The organism is Halorussus gelatinilyticus (assembly GCF_023238445.1).
In the GTDB taxonomy this organism is placed as follows: domain Archaea; phylum Halobacteriota; class Halobacteria; order Halobacteriales; family Haladaptataceae; genus Halorussus; species Halorussus gelatinilyticus.
Genome location: NZ_CP096658.1, coordinates 2294467 through 2310688, shown reverse-complemented (window position 1 = coordinate 2310688; position 16222 = coordinate 2294467). Strand labels below are relative to the sequence as shown.

Annotated in this window: 15 protein-coding genes; 9 read left to right on the top strand and 6 right to left on the bottom strand. The window is 67.9% G+C overall.

Annotated features, from left to right (window positions below):
* Nucleotides 1-1548, bottom strand: coding sequence for a DUF790 family protein (locus M0R88_RS11835; RefSeq protein WP_248653714.1), 1548 nt, complete (start codon nt 1546-1548; stop codon nt 1-3).
* A 92-nt stretch (nt 1549-1640) separates the two neighbouring features.
* Here M0R88_RS11835 and M0R88_RS11830 point away from each other — a divergent pair, with 92 nt between their 5' ends.
* Nucleotides 1641-2039, top strand: a complete 399-nt coding sequence (locus M0R88_RS11830) for a hypothetical protein (RefSeq protein ID WP_248653713.1) — start codon at nt 1641-1643, stop codon at nt 2037-2039.
* Between the two features lie 3 nt (nt 2040-2042).
* Here the strand turns inward: M0R88_RS11830 and M0R88_RS11825 are convergent, their stop codons facing one another.
* Nucleotides 2043-3410 carry a DEAD/DEAH box helicase gene (locus tag M0R88_RS11825; RefSeq protein ID WP_248653712.1) on the bottom strand — a complete coding sequence of 456 codons (1368 nt, stop codon included), beginning with the start codon at nt 3408-3410 and terminating at the stop codon, nt 2043-2045.
* Nucleotides 3411-3532: 122 nt separating this feature from the next.
* Here M0R88_RS11825 and M0R88_RS11820 point away from each other — a divergent pair, with 122 nt between their 5' ends.
* The 8 genes from M0R88_RS11820 to M0R88_RS11785 all read left to right on the top strand — a co-directional run bounded on the left by M0R88_RS11820 (nt 3533) and on the right by M0R88_RS11785 (nt 13414).
* Nucleotides 3533-3991 (top strand): luciferase domain-containing protein, encoded by a 459-nt coding sequence (locus tag M0R88_RS11820; protein ID WP_248653711.1) that lies wholly within the window; start codon nt 3533-3535, stop codon nt 3989-3991.
* Nucleotides 3992-4068: 77 nt separating this feature from the next.
* Entirely contained in the window at nt 4069-4725 is a 657-nt protein-coding gene (locus tag M0R88_RS11815; protein ID WP_248653710.1) for a nucleotide exchange factor GrpE, read from the top strand.
* A gap of 192 nt (nt 4726-4917) precedes the next feature.
* A complete protein-coding gene (dnaK, locus tag M0R88_RS11810; protein WP_248653709.1) occupies nt 4918-6837 on the top strand; it encodes a molecular chaperone DnaK in 1920 nt (639 codons plus the stop codon).
* 648 nt (nt 6838-7485) lie between these two features.
* A complete protein-coding gene (gene dnaJ, locus M0R88_RS11805; protein ID WP_248653708.1) occupies nt 7486-8658 on the top strand; it encodes a molecular chaperone DnaJ in 1173 nt (390 codons plus the stop codon).
* 73 nt (nt 8659-8731) lie between these two features.
* Nucleotides 8732-9298: a type 1 glutamine amidotransferase domain-containing protein gene (locus tag M0R88_RS11800; RefSeq protein ID WP_248653707.1), complete on the top strand. Its 567-nt coding sequence runs from the start codon at nt 8732-8734 to the stop codon at nt 9296-9298.
* A gap of 95 nt (nt 9299-9393) precedes the next feature.
* Complete coding sequence (locus M0R88_RS11795) at nt 9394-10374, top strand: CPBP family intramembrane glutamic endopeptidase (RefSeq protein ID WP_248653706.1); 981 nt, start codon at nt 9394-9396, stop codon at nt 10372-10374.
* A gap of 47 nt (nt 10375-10421) precedes the next feature.
* Complete coding sequence (locus M0R88_RS11790) at nt 10422-11321, top strand: hypothetical protein (RefSeq protein ID WP_248653705.1); 900 nt, start codon at nt 10422-10424, stop codon at nt 11319-11321.
* Nucleotides 11322-11410: 89 nt separating this feature from the next.
* Nucleotides 11411-13414 (top strand): AMP-binding protein, encoded by a 2004-nt coding sequence (locus M0R88_RS11785; protein ID WP_248653704.1) that lies wholly within the window; start codon nt 11411-11413, stop codon nt 13412-13414.
* Nucleotides 13415-13421: 7 nt separating this feature from the next.
* Here M0R88_RS11785 and M0R88_RS11780 read toward each other — a convergent pair whose 3' ends face one another.
* The 4 genes from M0R88_RS11780 to M0R88_RS11765 are packed head-to-tail and all read right to left on the bottom strand — an operon-like array spanning nt 13422 to nt 16140.
* A complete protein-coding gene (locus M0R88_RS11780) occupies nt 13422-14024 on the bottom strand; it encodes a GNAT family N-acetyltransferase (protein ID WP_248653703.1) in 603 nt (200 codons plus the stop codon).
* A gap of 45 nt (nt 14025-14069) precedes the next feature.
* On the bottom strand, nt 14070-14507 hold the full coding sequence (locus M0R88_RS11775; RefSeq protein ID WP_248653702.1) for an Ig-like domain-containing protein: 438 nt from the start codon (nt 14505-14507) through the stop codon (nt 14070-14072).
* Between the two features lie 43 nt (nt 14508-14550).
* Nucleotides 14551-15330 carry an aldo/keto reductase gene (locus M0R88_RS11770; RefSeq protein WP_248653701.1) on the bottom strand — a complete coding sequence of 260 codons (780 nt, stop codon included), beginning with the start codon at nt 15328-15330 and terminating at the stop codon, nt 14551-14553.
* Between the two features lie 24 nt (nt 15331-15354).
* Nucleotides 15355-16140: a hypothetical protein gene (locus M0R88_RS11765; protein WP_248653700.1), complete on the bottom strand. Its 786-nt coding sequence runs from the start codon at nt 16138-16140 to the stop codon at nt 15355-15357.
* Nucleotides 16141-16222 lie beyond the last annotated feature (82 nt).

The window sequence follows — 16222 nt, the reverse complement described above, 5'->3', positions numbered from 1 at the left end:
CTACGCGCTCTCTTTCTCCCGCACGGTGCCGCCGCTCAGCCCCTCCCACTCGACGGCGAACCCCAGTTCCGAGAGGACCGCGCTCGCGTCCTCGATGCCGCGACTCGCCAGCGCGTCCTCGGCCGCCGAGAACGTCATCCCGGCCTCGATTTCCTCGCGGAGCGCGTCCAAGACGGCGGGCCGGACGAGCGTCCGCCCGACGAGTTCGTGGTCCGGGAACGATTTCTCCTCGATGGCGTCCTCGCTGACGCCGCGCTCGTCGGCGAGCGCGGCGAGCGAAATCGCGTCGGCCGCCGGGGCGAGTTCGTCGGGCAGGTCCGCGGCGTTCTCGGCGACCAACTCGTCCTCGTAACGCCGGAGTGCGTCGCGCACGTCCTTGAGCCGAATCGTCCCGGAGTACGGAATCGCGCGGTGGTCGCGGGCGGCGATCTCCTCGCCGACGCCGAGGCTCTCGTCCACCGCGACCACCATCTCCACGTCCTCGACGGTTTCGAGCTGCGAGAGCTTCTTCTCGACGTACTCGGGCGTCCAGAACCCCATGACCTCGAAGAAGACCCGGAAGTCGGCGTGGCGGTAGTCGAACGCGAAGTCCGGAATCATCACCCGCGCGCCGGTTTCGAGCGGTTCGGGTTCGCGCGTCAGCTCCCAGTCGGAGTCCAGCGACTCGAATCTGGCGGCGAAGTCGGCCTCGACGCCGCTGTCGAAGGTCACGTCCGCGACCGGTTCGACGCCCGGCACGCGAACCGGGTCGGCGTCCGACAGCGAGAGCGTGCGTTCGGTGCCGTGGTCGTCGATGGTCGCCGAGAGCGTCCACGAGTCGGCCTTGGCGACGGTCCGGAGCAAGCGCGCGAACCGGGTGCCGTAGCGCCGCGTCGAGCGGAAGAGCGCGTCGGGACCCGTGACGACGACCTCGCGCTCGGAGAGGGCCGTTTCGCGTCCGCCGTTCCCGTCTCCGTCGCCTTCCTTCCGAATCTCGTACATCAGGCGCAGGCGCTTGACCGCCGAGACGAGCGCCTTCGGGTCGGAGGTGCGGACCCGGAGTTCGGTCGCGTCGAACAGCGCGGTCTGGGCCAGCGACAGGTTGTACTGCGCGAGCAGTTGGTCGGGGTCCCAGCGCGCCTCGAACGCCGCGAGGACCTGTCGCTCGTCCAAGTCGGCGTACAGCGAGCCGGCGACGTCGTCGGGGTCGGCGGCGAGGCGGTCGCCGGCGCGCCCGAGTGCCTCGTCGCGTTCGGCTTCGGAGACGACGCCGACCTGCTCGGCGGCCTCGAAAGCGGTCCGGCGGGCGCGCTCGGGCGGGACCGGAGCGCGGGTCTCGAAGACCGCCTCGCGGTCGAGGAGTTTGGCGAACCCACGGACCAGCTTGAAGTGGTCGGCCTCGCCTTCGAGGTCCGCGAGCGCCGAATCGAGGTCGCTTCTGGGTTCGCCGACGTGGCCCTGAAACGTGCCGAGGACCCGCGCGGCCAGCGGCCGGTGTTCCCGCCCGGCGAACCGGGGCGCGTAGCCCCCGCCGGCTCTGGAGACGCGAAGCAGGTCCTTGGTGAGCATACCGGGAGAGAGGGCCGGGGCGTACAAAAACGGTCGGACAACAGAAGACTCATTCCGGTGGCCTCGGACTCCCGCGTATGCGAAGGCGCGAGATGGTACGAAACGGTGCGCTCGTCGGCGCGACCGGCGGTCTCTCCCTCCTCGCCGGATGCGCGGGCGGCGGCGACGAACCCCGACCCGCGCTGAAGGTAGTGAAGACCAACATCCGCGAGGGCGAGTCCGGCGCGCTGGTCGTGGAGGCCACGGTCGAGAATTCGGGCGACGCGAAGGGGTCGGGCACCCTCTACCTGACCGTCACCGCGGCCGAGTCCGCCTCGGGCAACGAGACCGCCGACGACGGGACCGCCGCCACCGACGCGACCCGCGAGAAGGTCCCGGTGACGGTCGCCGCTGGCGAGACGGAGACCGTCACCGTCGAGTTCGAGTTCACCTACGACCAGTTCGTGCGCAAAGGCTCCATCAACTCGGACATTCGGGACTTGGACGAGTAGCGCTTACCGCCGTCGCTCCGCCACGCGCTCTTCTGCGGTCTCGGCGCTGACGACCTCGTACAGGAGGGCCGGCCGGTCGTCCTCGGTCGGTCGGAGGATGCGACCGAGGCGCTGGGTGAACTCGCGCTCGCTCCCGCTCCCCGAGAGGACGACCGCGACGTTCGCGTCGGGGACGTCCACGCCCTCGTCCAGCACGTTCGAGGTGACGATGCGCGAGTAGTCGCCGTCGCGGAACCTGCCCAGAATTTCGCGCCGCTCGGCCGCGCCGGTCTGGTGGGTGATGGCCGGGAGGAGAAATCGCTCCGAGAGGCGATACACGAGGTCGTTGTGCGCGGTGAAGACGATGACCCGGTCGTCGCGGTGGTCCGCGAGGACGGATTCGAGCGCCTCGACCTTCCCTTCGCTGTTCATCATCACCTCGCGGGCGCGCTGTTTGGCGAGCAGGGCCTCGCGCGCTCGGGGGTCCGACCCGGAGCGCTTGACGAGTTCCCGGTAGTCGCTCCCGCTCTGCATCCGGATGTTCGAGGTCGCGAGGTAGTCGGTGAACACCTCGTTGGCTTCCTCGTAGCGCTCGCGCTCCGCGGGCGTCAACTCGACTTCGAGGCGCTTGATGTCGTAGGGCGCGAGGTGGTCGCCCGCGAGTTCGTCGGGGTCGATGGCGTAGACGCGTTCGCCGACGAGTTGGGCGACGACCTCGTGTGCGCCGTCCGGGCGCTCGAACGTCGCGGTCAGGCCCATCCGAGCGGGCGCGGCGAGCAGTCGCGCGATGTCGCGGTAGCCCTCGCCGCCGAGGTGGTGGACCTCGTCGAAGACGGCGAGTCCGAACCGGTCGCCCAACTCGTCGGCCCGGAGGTACGCCGAGTCGTAGGTCGAGACGGTGATGGCCTCGACGGTCTGCTCGCCGCCGCCCAACTGCCCGACGGGGACGCCGAACTCCGACTCCAACTCGCCGCGCCACTGCTCCAGCAGGTCGATTGTCGGCACGACGACGAGCGTCGCGGTCTGCAACTCCTCGATGGCTTTCAGCCCGATGACGGTCTTCCCGCTCCCGGTCGGGAGTTCGAGGACGCCCCGCCGCCCCGCGTCGTCCCACGCCGCGAGCGCGTCGCGCTGGTACTCGCGGAGTTCGTAGGTCGAGACCACGTCGGGCAGGTCGGGCGCGTCGAGGACCGAATCCTCGTAGTCGATTCCCCGCCGGTCCAGCGCCTCGCGGAGCGCGGCGTACCGGAAACCGGGCGCTCGCTGGGTCTTCGAGCGCGCGTCGGTCTCGGCGTGCGGGAGGTCGGCGTCGCTCTCTACGCGGACGGTCCCTTCCTCGAAGGTCAGCGTCGCGTCGGCCACGTTGGTCGCCTCTCGGTGCCGGCGGGACATAAACGGCTTGCCGTCGGTCGGCGGTCGGTTCGACGTCTCGCGGAGAAGATACGCCACGCCTACGTTCCACGAGAGTCGGGCAGGTAGATTAAGTTTCCAGACGGCGTTGCTCTGATAGGACTATGGGGGACCAAGACAAGCGTCGGGCGGCGCGACTCGTGGACCGAATCATCGAGGAAGTCGCCGCGTGGCCCCACGTCAACACCAACGAACACCGGTTCGAGGGTCGGGAGTTCACGCTCGGGCCGCGCGAGGTGGGGCACGTCCACCGCTGGGGTATCGTGGACGTGCCGTTCACCAAGCGCCTGCGCGACGCCCTCGTCGAGGAGGGCAAGACCGAGGAACATCACGTCGTCCCGGAGTCGGGGTGGACGACGCGTTACGTGAAGGACGACGACGGCGTGGAGCAGGCAATCTGGTTGCTCCGCCTGTCGTACCTCTACCACGTGAACAACCTGAAGAAGACGCCGAAAGGCGGGGAGATGTTCGCGGAGATAGACGTCGCCGACGAGTTGGCGGAGTTGGGCGTGAGCGAGGAGATTCGGGCGGCGTTCGAGCGGCGGGGCGTGATGGAGTCCTGACCCGCAGTTCGACCGACGAACTCCGTCCCCGGTCCGGTTTCTGAATCCTTAAACGCGCCCAACCGTTTGTGTCTCGTATGACCGACGAGGAAGCCACCGAGCAGGTGCGAGAGGACGCCGAGGAGACCGAGGCTACTCAGGACGCGGACGCCGAGGAAGGCGACGAACGGGCCGAGACCGACCACCTCGGCCCGGACAGCACGCAACTCGTCGCAGAGGTCGCCGCGCAGGACGCCGAACTCGCCACCGACCTCGAAGGCCACCTCGCCCAACTCGAAGCCGACAAGCGGGGGGCCGAGGAGCGCGCCGACGACCTCGAATCCAAACTCAAGCGCAACCGCGCGGACTTCCAGAACTACAAGAAGCGAGCGAAGAAGCGCCAAGAGCAGATGAAAGACCGCGCGACCGAGGACCTCGTGGAGAACCTGCTGGACGTGCGCGACAATCTCAAACGCGCCGTCGAGGACGACCACGAGAACGTCGAGAGCCTGAAGGAGGGGGTCGAGATGACGCTGAAGGAACTCGACCGCGTGTTCGACGACGAGAACGTCGAAGAGATAGCGCCCGAACCCGGCACCGAGACCGACCCCCAGCGCCACGAGGTGATGATGCAGGTCGAGAGCGACCAGCCGGAGGGCACCGTCGCCGACGTCTACCAACCCGGCTACGAGATGGGCGAGAAGGTCCTCCGGGCCGCGCAGGTGACGGTCAGCGACGGCGGTAACGGGGAGTGACCGACCCGCGAGCCACCGGCCTTCGAATCACCGTTCTCGCCGACGAGTAGAATTGCGGTCCGATATATAAGTATGTCATTCACGGGCACAGGGAAGATTCGAAACCGCGAGAGGGCGGCGAGTTGCGGCTGTGAAGCCGTACGCCGAGACTAGCAAGGCTTAAACGGAAGAACCCGCAACGTATCGAACAAGATGGCGAGCAACAAGATTCTGGGCATCGACCTCGGTACCACGAACAGCGCGTTCGCGGTCATGGAGGGCGGCGACCCGGAGATTATCGTCAACAGCGAGGGCGAGCGAACCACGCCCTCGGTCGTCGCCTTCGACGACGGCGAGCGTCTCGTCGGGAAACCCGCCAAGAACCAGGCGGTCCAGAACCCCGAGCGCACGATTCAGTCCATCAAGCGCCACATGGGCGAGGAGGACTACACCGTCGAAATCGACGGCGAGGAGTACACGCCCGAGCAGATTTCGGCGATGATTCTTCAGAAAATCAAGCGCGACGCCGAGGAGTACCTCGGCGACGACGTGGAGAAGGCGGTCATCACGGTCCCCGCCTACTTCAACGACAAGCAGCGCCAGGCGACCAAGGACGCCGGCGAAATCGCCGGCTTCGAGGTCGAGCGCATCGTCAACGAGCCGACTGCCGCGTCGATGGCGTACGGACTGGACGACGAGTCCGACCAGACCGTCCTCGTCTACGACCTCGGCGGTGGCACCTTCGACGTCTCCATCCTCGACCTGGGCGGGGGCGTCTACGAGGTCGTCGCCACGAACGGCGACAACGACCTCGGCGGTGACGACTGGGACGAAGCAATCATCGACTACCTCGCCGACGAGTTCGAGAACGACCACAACATCGACCTCCGCGAGGACCGACAGGCCCTCCAGCGCCTGAAGGACGCGGCCGAAGAGGCCAAGATCGAACTCTCCTCGCGGAAGGAGACCGACGTCAACCTCCCGTTCATCACCGCGACCGACGAGGGACCGGTCCACCTCGAACAGAGCATCACCCGCGCGAAGTTCGAGAGCCTCACCTCCGACCTCATCGAGCGCACCGTCGGCCCGACCGAGCAGGCGCTCGAAGACGCGGACTACTCCAAGTCCGACATCGACGAAGTGATTCTGGTCGGCGGTTCGACCCGGATGCCCCAAGTCCAGGAGAAGGTCGAGGAGATGACCGGCCAAGAGCCGAAGAAGAACGTCAACCCCGACGAGGCCGTCTCGCTGGGCGCGGCGATTCAGGGCGGCGTTCTGTCGGGCGACGTGGACGACATCGTTCTGCTCGACGTGACGCCGCTCTCGCTCGGTATCGAAGTCAAGGGCGGTCTCTTCGAGCGACTCATCGACAAGAACACCACCATCCCGACCGAGGAGTCGAAGGTGTTCACCACGGCCGCGGACAACCAGACCTCCGTGCAGGTCCGCGTCTTCCAGGGCGAGCGCGAAATCGCCGAAGAGAACGAACTGCTCGGCGAGTTCCAGCTGACGGGCATCCCGCCCGCGCCGGCCGGAACGCCCCAAATCGAGGTCGGGTTCAACATCGACGAGAACGGTATCGTCAACGTCACGGCCGAGGACCAAGGCTCGGGTAACTCCGAGGAGATCACCATCGAGGGCGGTGCTGGCCTCTCCGACGAGCAGATCGAGGAGATGCAGGAGGAAGCCGAGAAGCACCAAGAGGAAGACCAGCAGCGCCGCGAGCGCATCGAGGCCCGCAACGAGGCCGAGAGCGCCATCCAACGCGCCGAGACCCTCCTCGAAGAGAACGAGGAGAACGTGGACGACGACCTCGAAGCCGACATCGAAGCCGAAATCGAGAACGTCCGCGACGTCCTCGGCGACGAGGACGCCACGAAGGAGGACCTCGAAGACGCGACCGAGAGCCTGAGCGACGCGCTACAGGAGATCGGCAAGCAAATGTACCAGCAGCAGGCCCAAGCCGGTGCAGGCGGTGCAGGTGCCGGTGCGGGACCGGGCGGCGCAGGCCCCGGCGGTGCGGCAGGTGCCGGACCCGGCGGCATGGGCGGGCAGGCCGGACCTGGCGGTGCAGGCGGCGAAGACGACGAGTACGTGGACGCCGACTTCGAGGACGTAGACGACGAGGAGTAGCGACGAGAGTCGTCTGCTCTTCTGGAATCGTTTTCGGATTGAACTTTTTTCCGACCAGCGGGCGACGGCGGCATGGACGGCGTTCCGTAAAAACCAGATAGCTCGTGGTATCGAGAGCGTCCGGGAGGATTTCGGCGACCCGGACGGTCGTTCCGCTATTGGGTCGGTTTCGGCTGTACTCGGGCCAATTCTGCGGGACTGGACGACGCTACCGGACGTACGAAAAAGCGTTCTGTATCGCGCGACTACGGTTCGGTGGCGACCGAGTCGTAACACCAACTTCCGCAGATGGGTGCAGTACAGCCTTGCGTTCCCACGTCGGACTGCGTAGTGACCGAAGTGCCCTGCGCGGGCATGCAGTCGTCAGTACCGGCGTCAGCGGCGGAGACGCCGCCACTGCCAGCAGTGACGAGGCACAGTGCGAGTACGAGCGTGACGGTGAGTCGTTTGACATTAATTGTCTATCACCCACGCATACTTTCAATCTGAAGGAAGACAAATTTTATCTATCTCTGGGTGTTCCTCGGTCGAGTAGACGAATGCGAGGTCCGACGTGGAACCGCGACGCTCGCCGACTGGTCGCTTCGCGGTGAGTTCGTAGAAACCCGTTCCCTTCAAGTAGCCCAGTCGATTATACGCGGATAACGAATGAGCGAGGACTTCTACGACGTACTCGGCGTGAGCAGGGACGCCGACGAAGACGAGATCAAGGACGCTTACCGCGAGAAGGCGACGGAGTATCACCCCGACGTGAGCGACGACCCGAACGCCGAGGAGAAGTTCAAGAAGGTAAAGAAGGCCAAGGAAGTGCTAACCGACGACGAGAAGCGCCAGGCGTACGACCAGATGGGCCACGACCGCTTCGAGCAGGCCGAGAAGCGCGGCGGCTTCGACGGCGGGTCGGGCGGCGGTCGCGGCGGCATGGGCGGCGGTCCCTTCGGCGGCGGGATGGGCGGCCAAGGCGGAATGGGCGGGGGCATGGGCGACATCTTCGAGCAGTTCTTCGGCGGCGGGTCGGGCGGCCGCCAGTCCAACCGGCCCCAGAAGGGCCAAGACCTCCGGACGCGACTGACCATCGACCTCGAAGACGCCTACGAGGGCGTCCAGAAGCAGGTCAGCGTCCGCCGGCCCGAGCGCTGTGAGGACTGCGACGGCGAGGGGCACCCGCCGGGAACCGACTCCCACACGTGTCAGGAGTGCAACGGCCGCGGGCAGGTCACGCAGGTCCAGCAGACGCCGCTCGGCCGGGTCCAGCAGACCCAGACCTGTCGGCAGTGCGGCGGCGAGGGCGAAATCTACGCCGAGACGTGTTCGACCTGCGGCGGCGACGGCACGGTCCGCAAGGAGGCTACCCTCTCCGTGGAAGTCCCGGCGGGCATCCAGTCGGGCCAGAGCCTCCAGATGGAGGGCGAGGGCGCGCCCGGCCCGAACGGCGGTCCCAACGGCGACCTCCTCATCGAGGTCGAAATCGAGGACCACCCCGACTTCGAGCGCGACGGCGACGACCTCCGCAGGCAGGAACCCATCTCGTTCCCGCAGGCGACGTTCGGCGACACCGTCGAGATTCCGACCCTCGACGGCAGCGTCGAGATGGACGTGCCCGCGGGCACCCAGAGCGGCGAGACGTTCCGCTTGCAGGGCAAGGGGATGCCCCGCCTGCGGCGGCGCGGACAGGGTGACCTCTACGTGCAGGTGCAGGTCGTCACGCCCGAGAGCCTGAACGACGAGCAGAAGGAGGCCCTCGAACAGTTCGCCGAGGCGGGCGGCGAGGAGGTCAGCGTCGAGGAGGGCTTCTTCGAGAAGATAAAGAACAGTTTCTGAATCCCGGCGTCCCCTCGCCCGGCGACGACTCGGCCCGTCGGCTTTTCCGCGTCCGTCCCCGAGTTCGATTCGAATGAGCGACACCGACCAGCGACCGCTCGACGGACTGACAGTCGGCGTCTTCGTGGCTCAGGAAGGAACGGAGGAAGTCGAGTTTTCCGAATCGAACCGGGCCCTCGCCGAGGCGGGGGCCGACGTCGAAGTCCTGAGTAGCGACTCCGGCGAGGCGAGGACGGTGGACGACGACCTCGAATGGTCCGAGTCCCACGAGGTGGACGCGACGTTCGCGGACGTCTCGGCCGACGACTACGACGCGCTCGTCGTCCCCGGCGGCACCGTTGGCGCGGACACCCTCCGCGCGGACGACGAGGCGGTGGCGTTGGTCCGAGACCACCTCGCGGACGACGGACCGGTCGCCAGCATCTGTCACGGCCCGTGGGTGCTGGTCGAAGCCGAGGCGGTCGAAGGCCGGACGCTGACCTCCTACCCGAGCCTTCGGACCGACGTGCGGAACGCGGGCGGCGAGTGGGTGGACGAGGAGGTCGTCGCCGACGACCGAGTCGTGACGAGTCGCAAGCCCGACGACCTCGCGGCGTTCACGGACGAACTCGTCGAGACGTTCGCGGCGGCGTCCGAGTAACGTCGGCCGCCCTCGCAGGCCGACGTGGCGACCCGCGCACTCCCGTCGCGCTCGCGGGCCGAGGTTTTTGACGACGGGGTGCCTACTCGATAGCGATGCCGCCAGCGCCGAAGTACCCGTCTTTCGCCGCGGTGACGATGCTCGTCCTCGGACTGCTCATCGTCCTCGCGCGGGCCTCCCAAGCGATGTTCGAGGGGGAGGAGACCGGGGAGGACGGCGAGAGCGCCGACGCGGAGTCGCGCGGCGAGACTCCCGAGTCCCAGTCAGGGGTTCCCGCGACCGGCGCGGCCCGCGTCGAGCGACACCGCGACACCGGCCGGACGCGGGCCGAGCGACGCACCGCCGACGTTCTCGGCGAGGTGAGCGACGACGACTCGTGGAACGACGGGACGAGCGACGACGACTCGCCGTGGGGCGAGAACGAGGCGGAGACCGACGCCCGGCGAGCGCGCGACCGCTACGAGGACGGGGAACTCGAGTTCTCGACGGGCGCGCTGCTGGTGAACGTCGCGCTGAGTCAGGGCGTGTTCGGCGCGGCCATCGTCGGCGCGGCGTGGTTGGCCGACGTGCCGCCGGTCGCGCTCGGCGTCGCGTCGGGCGACCCGTGGAGCGTCGGCGCGCCGGCGGTCGGCGTCGGCGTCGTCCTCGGTCTGGCGCTCTACGCCGCCAACGAACTCTCGTCGGTCGTCCTCGACGCCACCGGCGTCGAGTACTCCGAGGGCCTGCGCGAGTCGCTCGCGCCCGACACGCTCCGCGGATGGGTCGTCCTGCTCGGGGTCGTCCTTCCCGTCATCGCGGGGTTCGAGGAGTTGCTCTTCCGGGCGGCGCTCGTCGGCGCGTTCGCGGCCGGGTTCGGCGTCTCGCCGTGGCTCTTAGCCGTGTTCTCGACCGTCGCGTTCGCCATCGGCCACGGCGCGCAGGGACCCGGCGGCGTCGCAGTGACGGGCCTGCTGGGGTTCGCGCTGGCCGCCGCGTTCGTGCTGACCGAGAGCCTGCTGGTCGTGGTGGTCGCTCACTACCTCGTCAACGCGCTCGAGTTCGGCGTCCACGAGGGACTGGACATCGAGTGGACCTGACGGGAACGCTTTTGCTCCGAGACGGAAAACAGGTCAGACGAGTAACCATGACGGAACTCGCTGGCACCGCGTCGGCCGACGACACGGACGGCTTCTTCGGCCTCGTCGTCGGTCTCTACGCCGCCGCGGTCGCGGCCCCGGCCGTCGCAATCGGCGTCGCGCTCGCGTGGACGACCGACCCCGGCGCGCTGTTCGTCGCGCTACTCGGAAGCCTGACGCTCGTCGCGGGCGTCGTCGGACGTGTCGGTCGCCGCGAGACCGTGGCGGTCCGACTCGGCGCGACGCGGTGGGTCTGGGCCGCGGTGGTCCCGCCGCTGGGCTACCTCGCGTCGCTGCTCGCGTGGGACGCGCTTCTCGGCGGGTCTCCGCCCGGTTCGGTCGCGGGACTCGCATTGGTCGGCGCGCTGGCCGGACTCGCCGCCGGCATCGGTCTCGTCACGGCGTCGCACAACCGTCACGCGAAGGCGCTGCTGGCGGACTCCCCGCCGATTGTGGCGTTCAGCGCACGTGCTCCGGAGCGAGACCGGACGCTCGGGAAGTGGGCCGCCGGAAGCATGCTCGTGGTCAGCGCCGCGGGCTTCGTCGCGGGGATACTGCTACACGCTGACCTGCTCCAGTCGCTGTTCCAGATACTCTTCCCGATAGCGGCGGGGTTCTACGGGAGTCTGAACGAGCGCGAACTTCGCGTCTCGTCGGCGGGACTCGTCACCGGGAGTCCGGTCCACAAGCGACTGGTCCCGTGGAAGACCTTCGAGAGCTACGACGTGACCGACGAAGCAATCGTGGTCCGGCGGGCGGGGTGGTCGGCGTGGGGCCTGCGCGACGTTCGCCGGGACGCCACCGAGGTCGAAGACGCCGAGGCGGTCGCGTCCGCGCTCGGCGAGTTTCTGCCCCGGCACGAGCGACCCGGCAGGTGTGACCCGGTGCGAGCGACCCGGTACGGGTGACTCGGCGCGAGCGGTTGGCCGGCGCTGCCGCGAGTAAGCAACTTACTTGGTAGGTCCCCGCAACATTTGCCGTACGGAGGACTACGAGGATGGATACGCTCGAAGACGTGGACGAGGTCGTCCACGAACCCCGCGACGAGTTCGTGGAATCGACCAACGTCTACCAGTTCATGCAGGAGTACGGCATCGAGGACTACGACGAGTTGATAGAACGGACGACCTCGGAGGTGGAGGGCGTCGAGGAGTCGGGCGTCGAGTGGTTCTGGGACGAACTGGTCGAGTACCTCGGCATCGACTTCTACGAGGACTACGACGCGATTCGGGACGACAGCGAGGGCCCCCAGTTCTCGAAGTGGTACGACGGGGGCGAGTTGAACGTCGCGCACAACGTCGTGGACCGCCACGCGTCCCCCGACAGCGAGACCCGCAACAAGGTCGCCACCATCTGGGAGGGCGAGGACGGTGAGGTCAGGGAGATTACCTACCACGAACTCGCCCGCCAGTCGAACAAGGTCGCCAACGCGCTCGAAGCGCGCGGCGTCGAGGCGGGCGACTCCGTGGGTCTCTACATGCCGATGGTCCCGGAAGTCGTCTCCATCCTCTACGGCGCGTTCAAGGTCGGAGCCATCGCGGTGCCCATCTTCTCCGGGTTCGGCGTGGACGCTACCGCGACCCGCATCGAAGACCCCGAGTGCGAAGTGCTGTTCACCGCCGACGGCTTCTACCGCCGGGGCGACGAGGTGTTCCTCAAGGACACCGCCGACGAGGCCATCGAGCAGGCCGGCCACGTCGAACACACCATCGTCTACGACCGGTTCGGTAGCACGGAGTCCGACGTCCCGTGGCACGACGACCGCGACGAGTGGTGGGACGAGGCCGTCGAGACCCAATCGGACGAGTACGACACCGCGTCGATGGACTCGAACGACGAGTCGATGCTGCTGTACTCGTCGGGCACGACCGGGAAACCGAAGGGCATCGTCCACACCCACGCCGGCGCGCTGATGCAGGCGGCGAAAGAGATCTACTTCGGCTTCGACCACAAGCCCGAGGACCGCTTCTTCTGGGTCTCGGACATCGGGTGGATGATGGGACCGTGGACGCTCATCGGCAACCACGCGTTCGGCGGCACCGTCTTCATGTACGAGGGCGCGCCCGACCACCCCGAACCCGACCGCTTCTGGGAGATGATAGACCGCCACGGCATCTCGACGTTCGGCATCTCGCCGACCGCGATTCGCGCGCTCCGGAAGTACGGCGACGAGTACGTCGAGAAACACGACCTCTCCAGCCTTCGACTGCTCGGTTCGACCGGCGAACCGTGGGACCCCGAGAGCTGGCAGTGGTTCTACGAGAAGGTCGGCGGGAGCAGCGCCCCAATCATCAACATCTCGGGCGGCACCGAAATCATGGGCTGTTTCCTGATGCCGATGCCCATCCAGTCGCTCAAGCCCTGTACGCTCGGCGGGCCGGGACTCGGCATGGACATCGACATCGTGAACTCGCAGGGCGAGTCCATCGCCGACACCCACGAGCGCGGGTTCCTCGTGGCTCGGGACTCGTGTCCCTCGATGACCAAGAGCCTCTGGTCGGGCGACGAGCGCTATCTGGAGGAGTACTGGTCCACCTTCGAGGACCCGCCGCTGTGGGACCACGGCGACTGGGCCCAGAAGGACGAGGACGGCTTCTGGTTCCTCCACGGTCGCGCCGACGACGCCATCAACGTGGCGGGCCGAAAGGTCGGCCCGGCCGAAGTCGAGGGCGCGCTCCTCGACCACGACGCCGTGAATCAGGCCGCCGCGGTCGGAGTTCCGGACGACACCACCGGGCAGGCCGTGGTCGCCTACGTCATCCTCGAAGACGGCTTCGAGGTGGGCGACGCGCTCCGCGAGGAACTGCGCGAGCAGGTCGGCGAAGAACTCGGCAAGCCGTTCAAGCCCCGCGAGGTGCTGTTCGTGGACGAGTTCCCGAAGACCCAGAGCGGGAAAATCATCCGACGGGCCATCGAGGCGACCTACACCGGCGAGGACCTCGGGGACATGTCCTCCATCGAGAACCCCGAGGCGCTGGACGAACTGGAAGACGCGAAGTAGCGCCGACTCACCGCTCTTCGACCCACTCGTCGCGCAAAAGCCCGTAAACGTACTCGTCGCGGTACTCGCCTTCGACGAAGTTGTTCTGCCGGAGTTTCCCTTCGAGCGCGAATCCGAGTCGCTCCAGCAGGGTCTGGGAGGGGTCGTTGTGAGCGAACACGTGCGCCTCGACGCCCCGGACCGCCCGCGAGTCGAAGAGGTGGTCGAGGAACAGCGTCATCGCCTCGGTCGCGTACCCCTCGCCGTGGTACGCCGGCAGGAGCCAGTAGGAGACCTGTCCGCGGGGTTGGTCGAGTTCCCACGCGTTCACGGTTCCGATGGGAGTCGGTTCGGCGTCGCTCGTCTGGGGCGCGTCACCGTCGCCGGTCAGTTCCGGCGTCTCGCCGTCCGTCTCCTCCGGAGGCAGACAGACGAGCAGATTGGCGCTGTCGTCGCGCTCCACCCAGTCCTCGACGGTCTCCTCGGCCTGCGCGAGGTTCGTCGGGTCGGCCAACCCGAGCGGACCGCGGACCGCGGGGTGGTTACGTCCGCGCTGGTAGAACGCCGCGTCGTCGCGCTCGACGGTGTAGAGGGCGGTGCGCTCACCGTGGCAGAAAGCTACGCCGGGCATAATCCGACAGACACCCGGCCGCGGTAAAATCGTTTTCTCTCCGACTCAGGCGCAGGACGCGACGACTTCGACCGTCGCGTTCGCTTCGACCCTCACCCCGGTCGTACACAGGTCGTCCGGTCCCGTGACCGCGAACGATTTCGGTTCGCGGTCGTCCACGGTCACGACGAGTCGGTACTCCTCGCCCGCCGCGGTCGCGTTCGACCACGCGACCGACTCGTTCGGTCCGAGCGACGCTACTTCCTCGGCGAACGCGTCGGAGTCCGTCGAGTCGCCGGGCGTAGACGCGTTCGAAGGAATCGCCTTAATTCGGACGCTGTGGCGCTCATCGTCACCATTCGAGACGCGCAGGTCGTCGGTCGCTTCGGGAGTCTGTCCGAATCCGAGAAACGCGACGCCCACGACCGCGCCACCGAACAGCGCGAGGAGGCCGAAGCCGGCGAACCAGAGCGCGAGTCCCTTCCAGAACGTCGAGTCGGTCATCCGATAGCGGTCGCGGGGCCGGAGTAGTAAGTTTTCTGTTAGCTCACTCGAACAGCTTCTTCTCGCGGTCTATCGACTCGATGGCGGCCACGTCGTCGGCGTCGAGTTCGAGGTCGAGCGCGGCGAGGTTCTCCCGGAGGTGGTCGTCGCTCGCCGACCGCGGAATCGGGACGACGGGGTCCTTGCCCGCGAGCCACGCCAGACTGACCTGCGCTGGCGTCGCGTCGTGCTTCTCGGCGACCGACTCCAGTTCGGGGAGATCGAACACCTCGCCCTGCGCGAGCGGCGAATACGCGACGAGCGCGTAGCCGTTGCGTCGGGCGTCGGCGAGGAGGGTCTCCTGCTGGTAGAGGGGATGCATCTCGACCTGATTCGCCGCGAGCGGCGCGTCCAGAATATCGCGGGCTTCGGCCACCTGCTCGGCGTCGAAGTTACTCACGCCCACGGCGCGGACCCGGCCCTCGTCGCGCAGGCGGTCGAACGCCGGCAGGGTCGCCTCGGGGTCGTAGGTGTCGATGGGCCGGTGGACGTAGAGCAGATCGACGTAGTCGACGCCGAGTCTGTCGAGGCTCTCGCGCGTGCTGGCCGCCACGTCCTCGGGCGCGAGGCTGTCGGCCCAGACCTTCGTCGCCAGCGAGAGGTCCGCCCGCTCGACCGACGCGCGCTCGACGCCCCGGCCCACGACCGCCTCGTTGTCGTATATCTGGGCGGTGTCGAGGTGGCGATACCCCGTCTCTATCGCCGCCGCGATGCGGTCGGCGTCGTCGATACCCATCGTCCCGAGTCCGAGCCTCGGCGTCACTGCCAGCGGGTCGTCGCTCATACGGTCCGGTTCGCGCCGGGACAGTTAGTTTATCCGAACGTCGGCCGGTCGGACGACCGTCTCCTCGGGCGCGTCGCCCTCGGCGACCGCGAAGTCGCCCGTCGCCTCGTCGTCGGGGAACAGCACCGCCGCGCCCGCGAGCAGGGGCGCGACCACGCCCGCGACGACCGTGCCGGGGCGAGCGAGCGGTGCCCGGACCGCCACCGCGTCGCCCGTAGCGAGATTCCAGTCGTCGGCCATATCGCGCGCCGCCACGAGGAGGTCGGCGTGCGAGAACTCGCGGCGGCCGTCGGCCGCGTCGGTCCCCGCGTTCCTCGCCTCGTCGCGTTCATCGCGCTCGTCGCGAGCGACGAGCGCGACCGCCTCGCTCTCGACGGGCGTCTCGGGGAACGCGGGGTTCTCGCTCCACACGTCGCGCTCGAAGTGCGCTATCGCGGGGTCGTCGGGCGGCCCGCCGTAGCCGACGCGCTGGCATCCCGGCGGGACCTCGTAGTCGCCGATTTCGTCTGAGCGAGCGACGACGACGCGGGCGTCGAGGTCGGCGGCGTCCGCGGCGTCGGGCAGGCCGAACCGCGTCGTCGCGCCGAGCAGGGCCGCGCCGAGAAACGAGAAGACGGCCTCCGGTTCGGGGTCGTCAGCGACCGCGACGGCGGCGTCGGCGTGAACGCCGCGCCGCCGCCAGAAGTTGCCGGTCTTCCACGCGGTCGTGCAGAACCGGTGGTAGTCGTAGCGCCGGTTCTCGCGCGGCGCGAGGAGGGCGCTGTCGTCGCTCCGCCGCTCGCGGGTCACGAGGTCGCCCAGTGCGTCCATGCTCGGGCGTTGGGCGCGAGTCCGAAAAGTCGCGTCGGTTCGGGGATGGACATCACTGTAGATTCCTTTTAGCAATCTATAG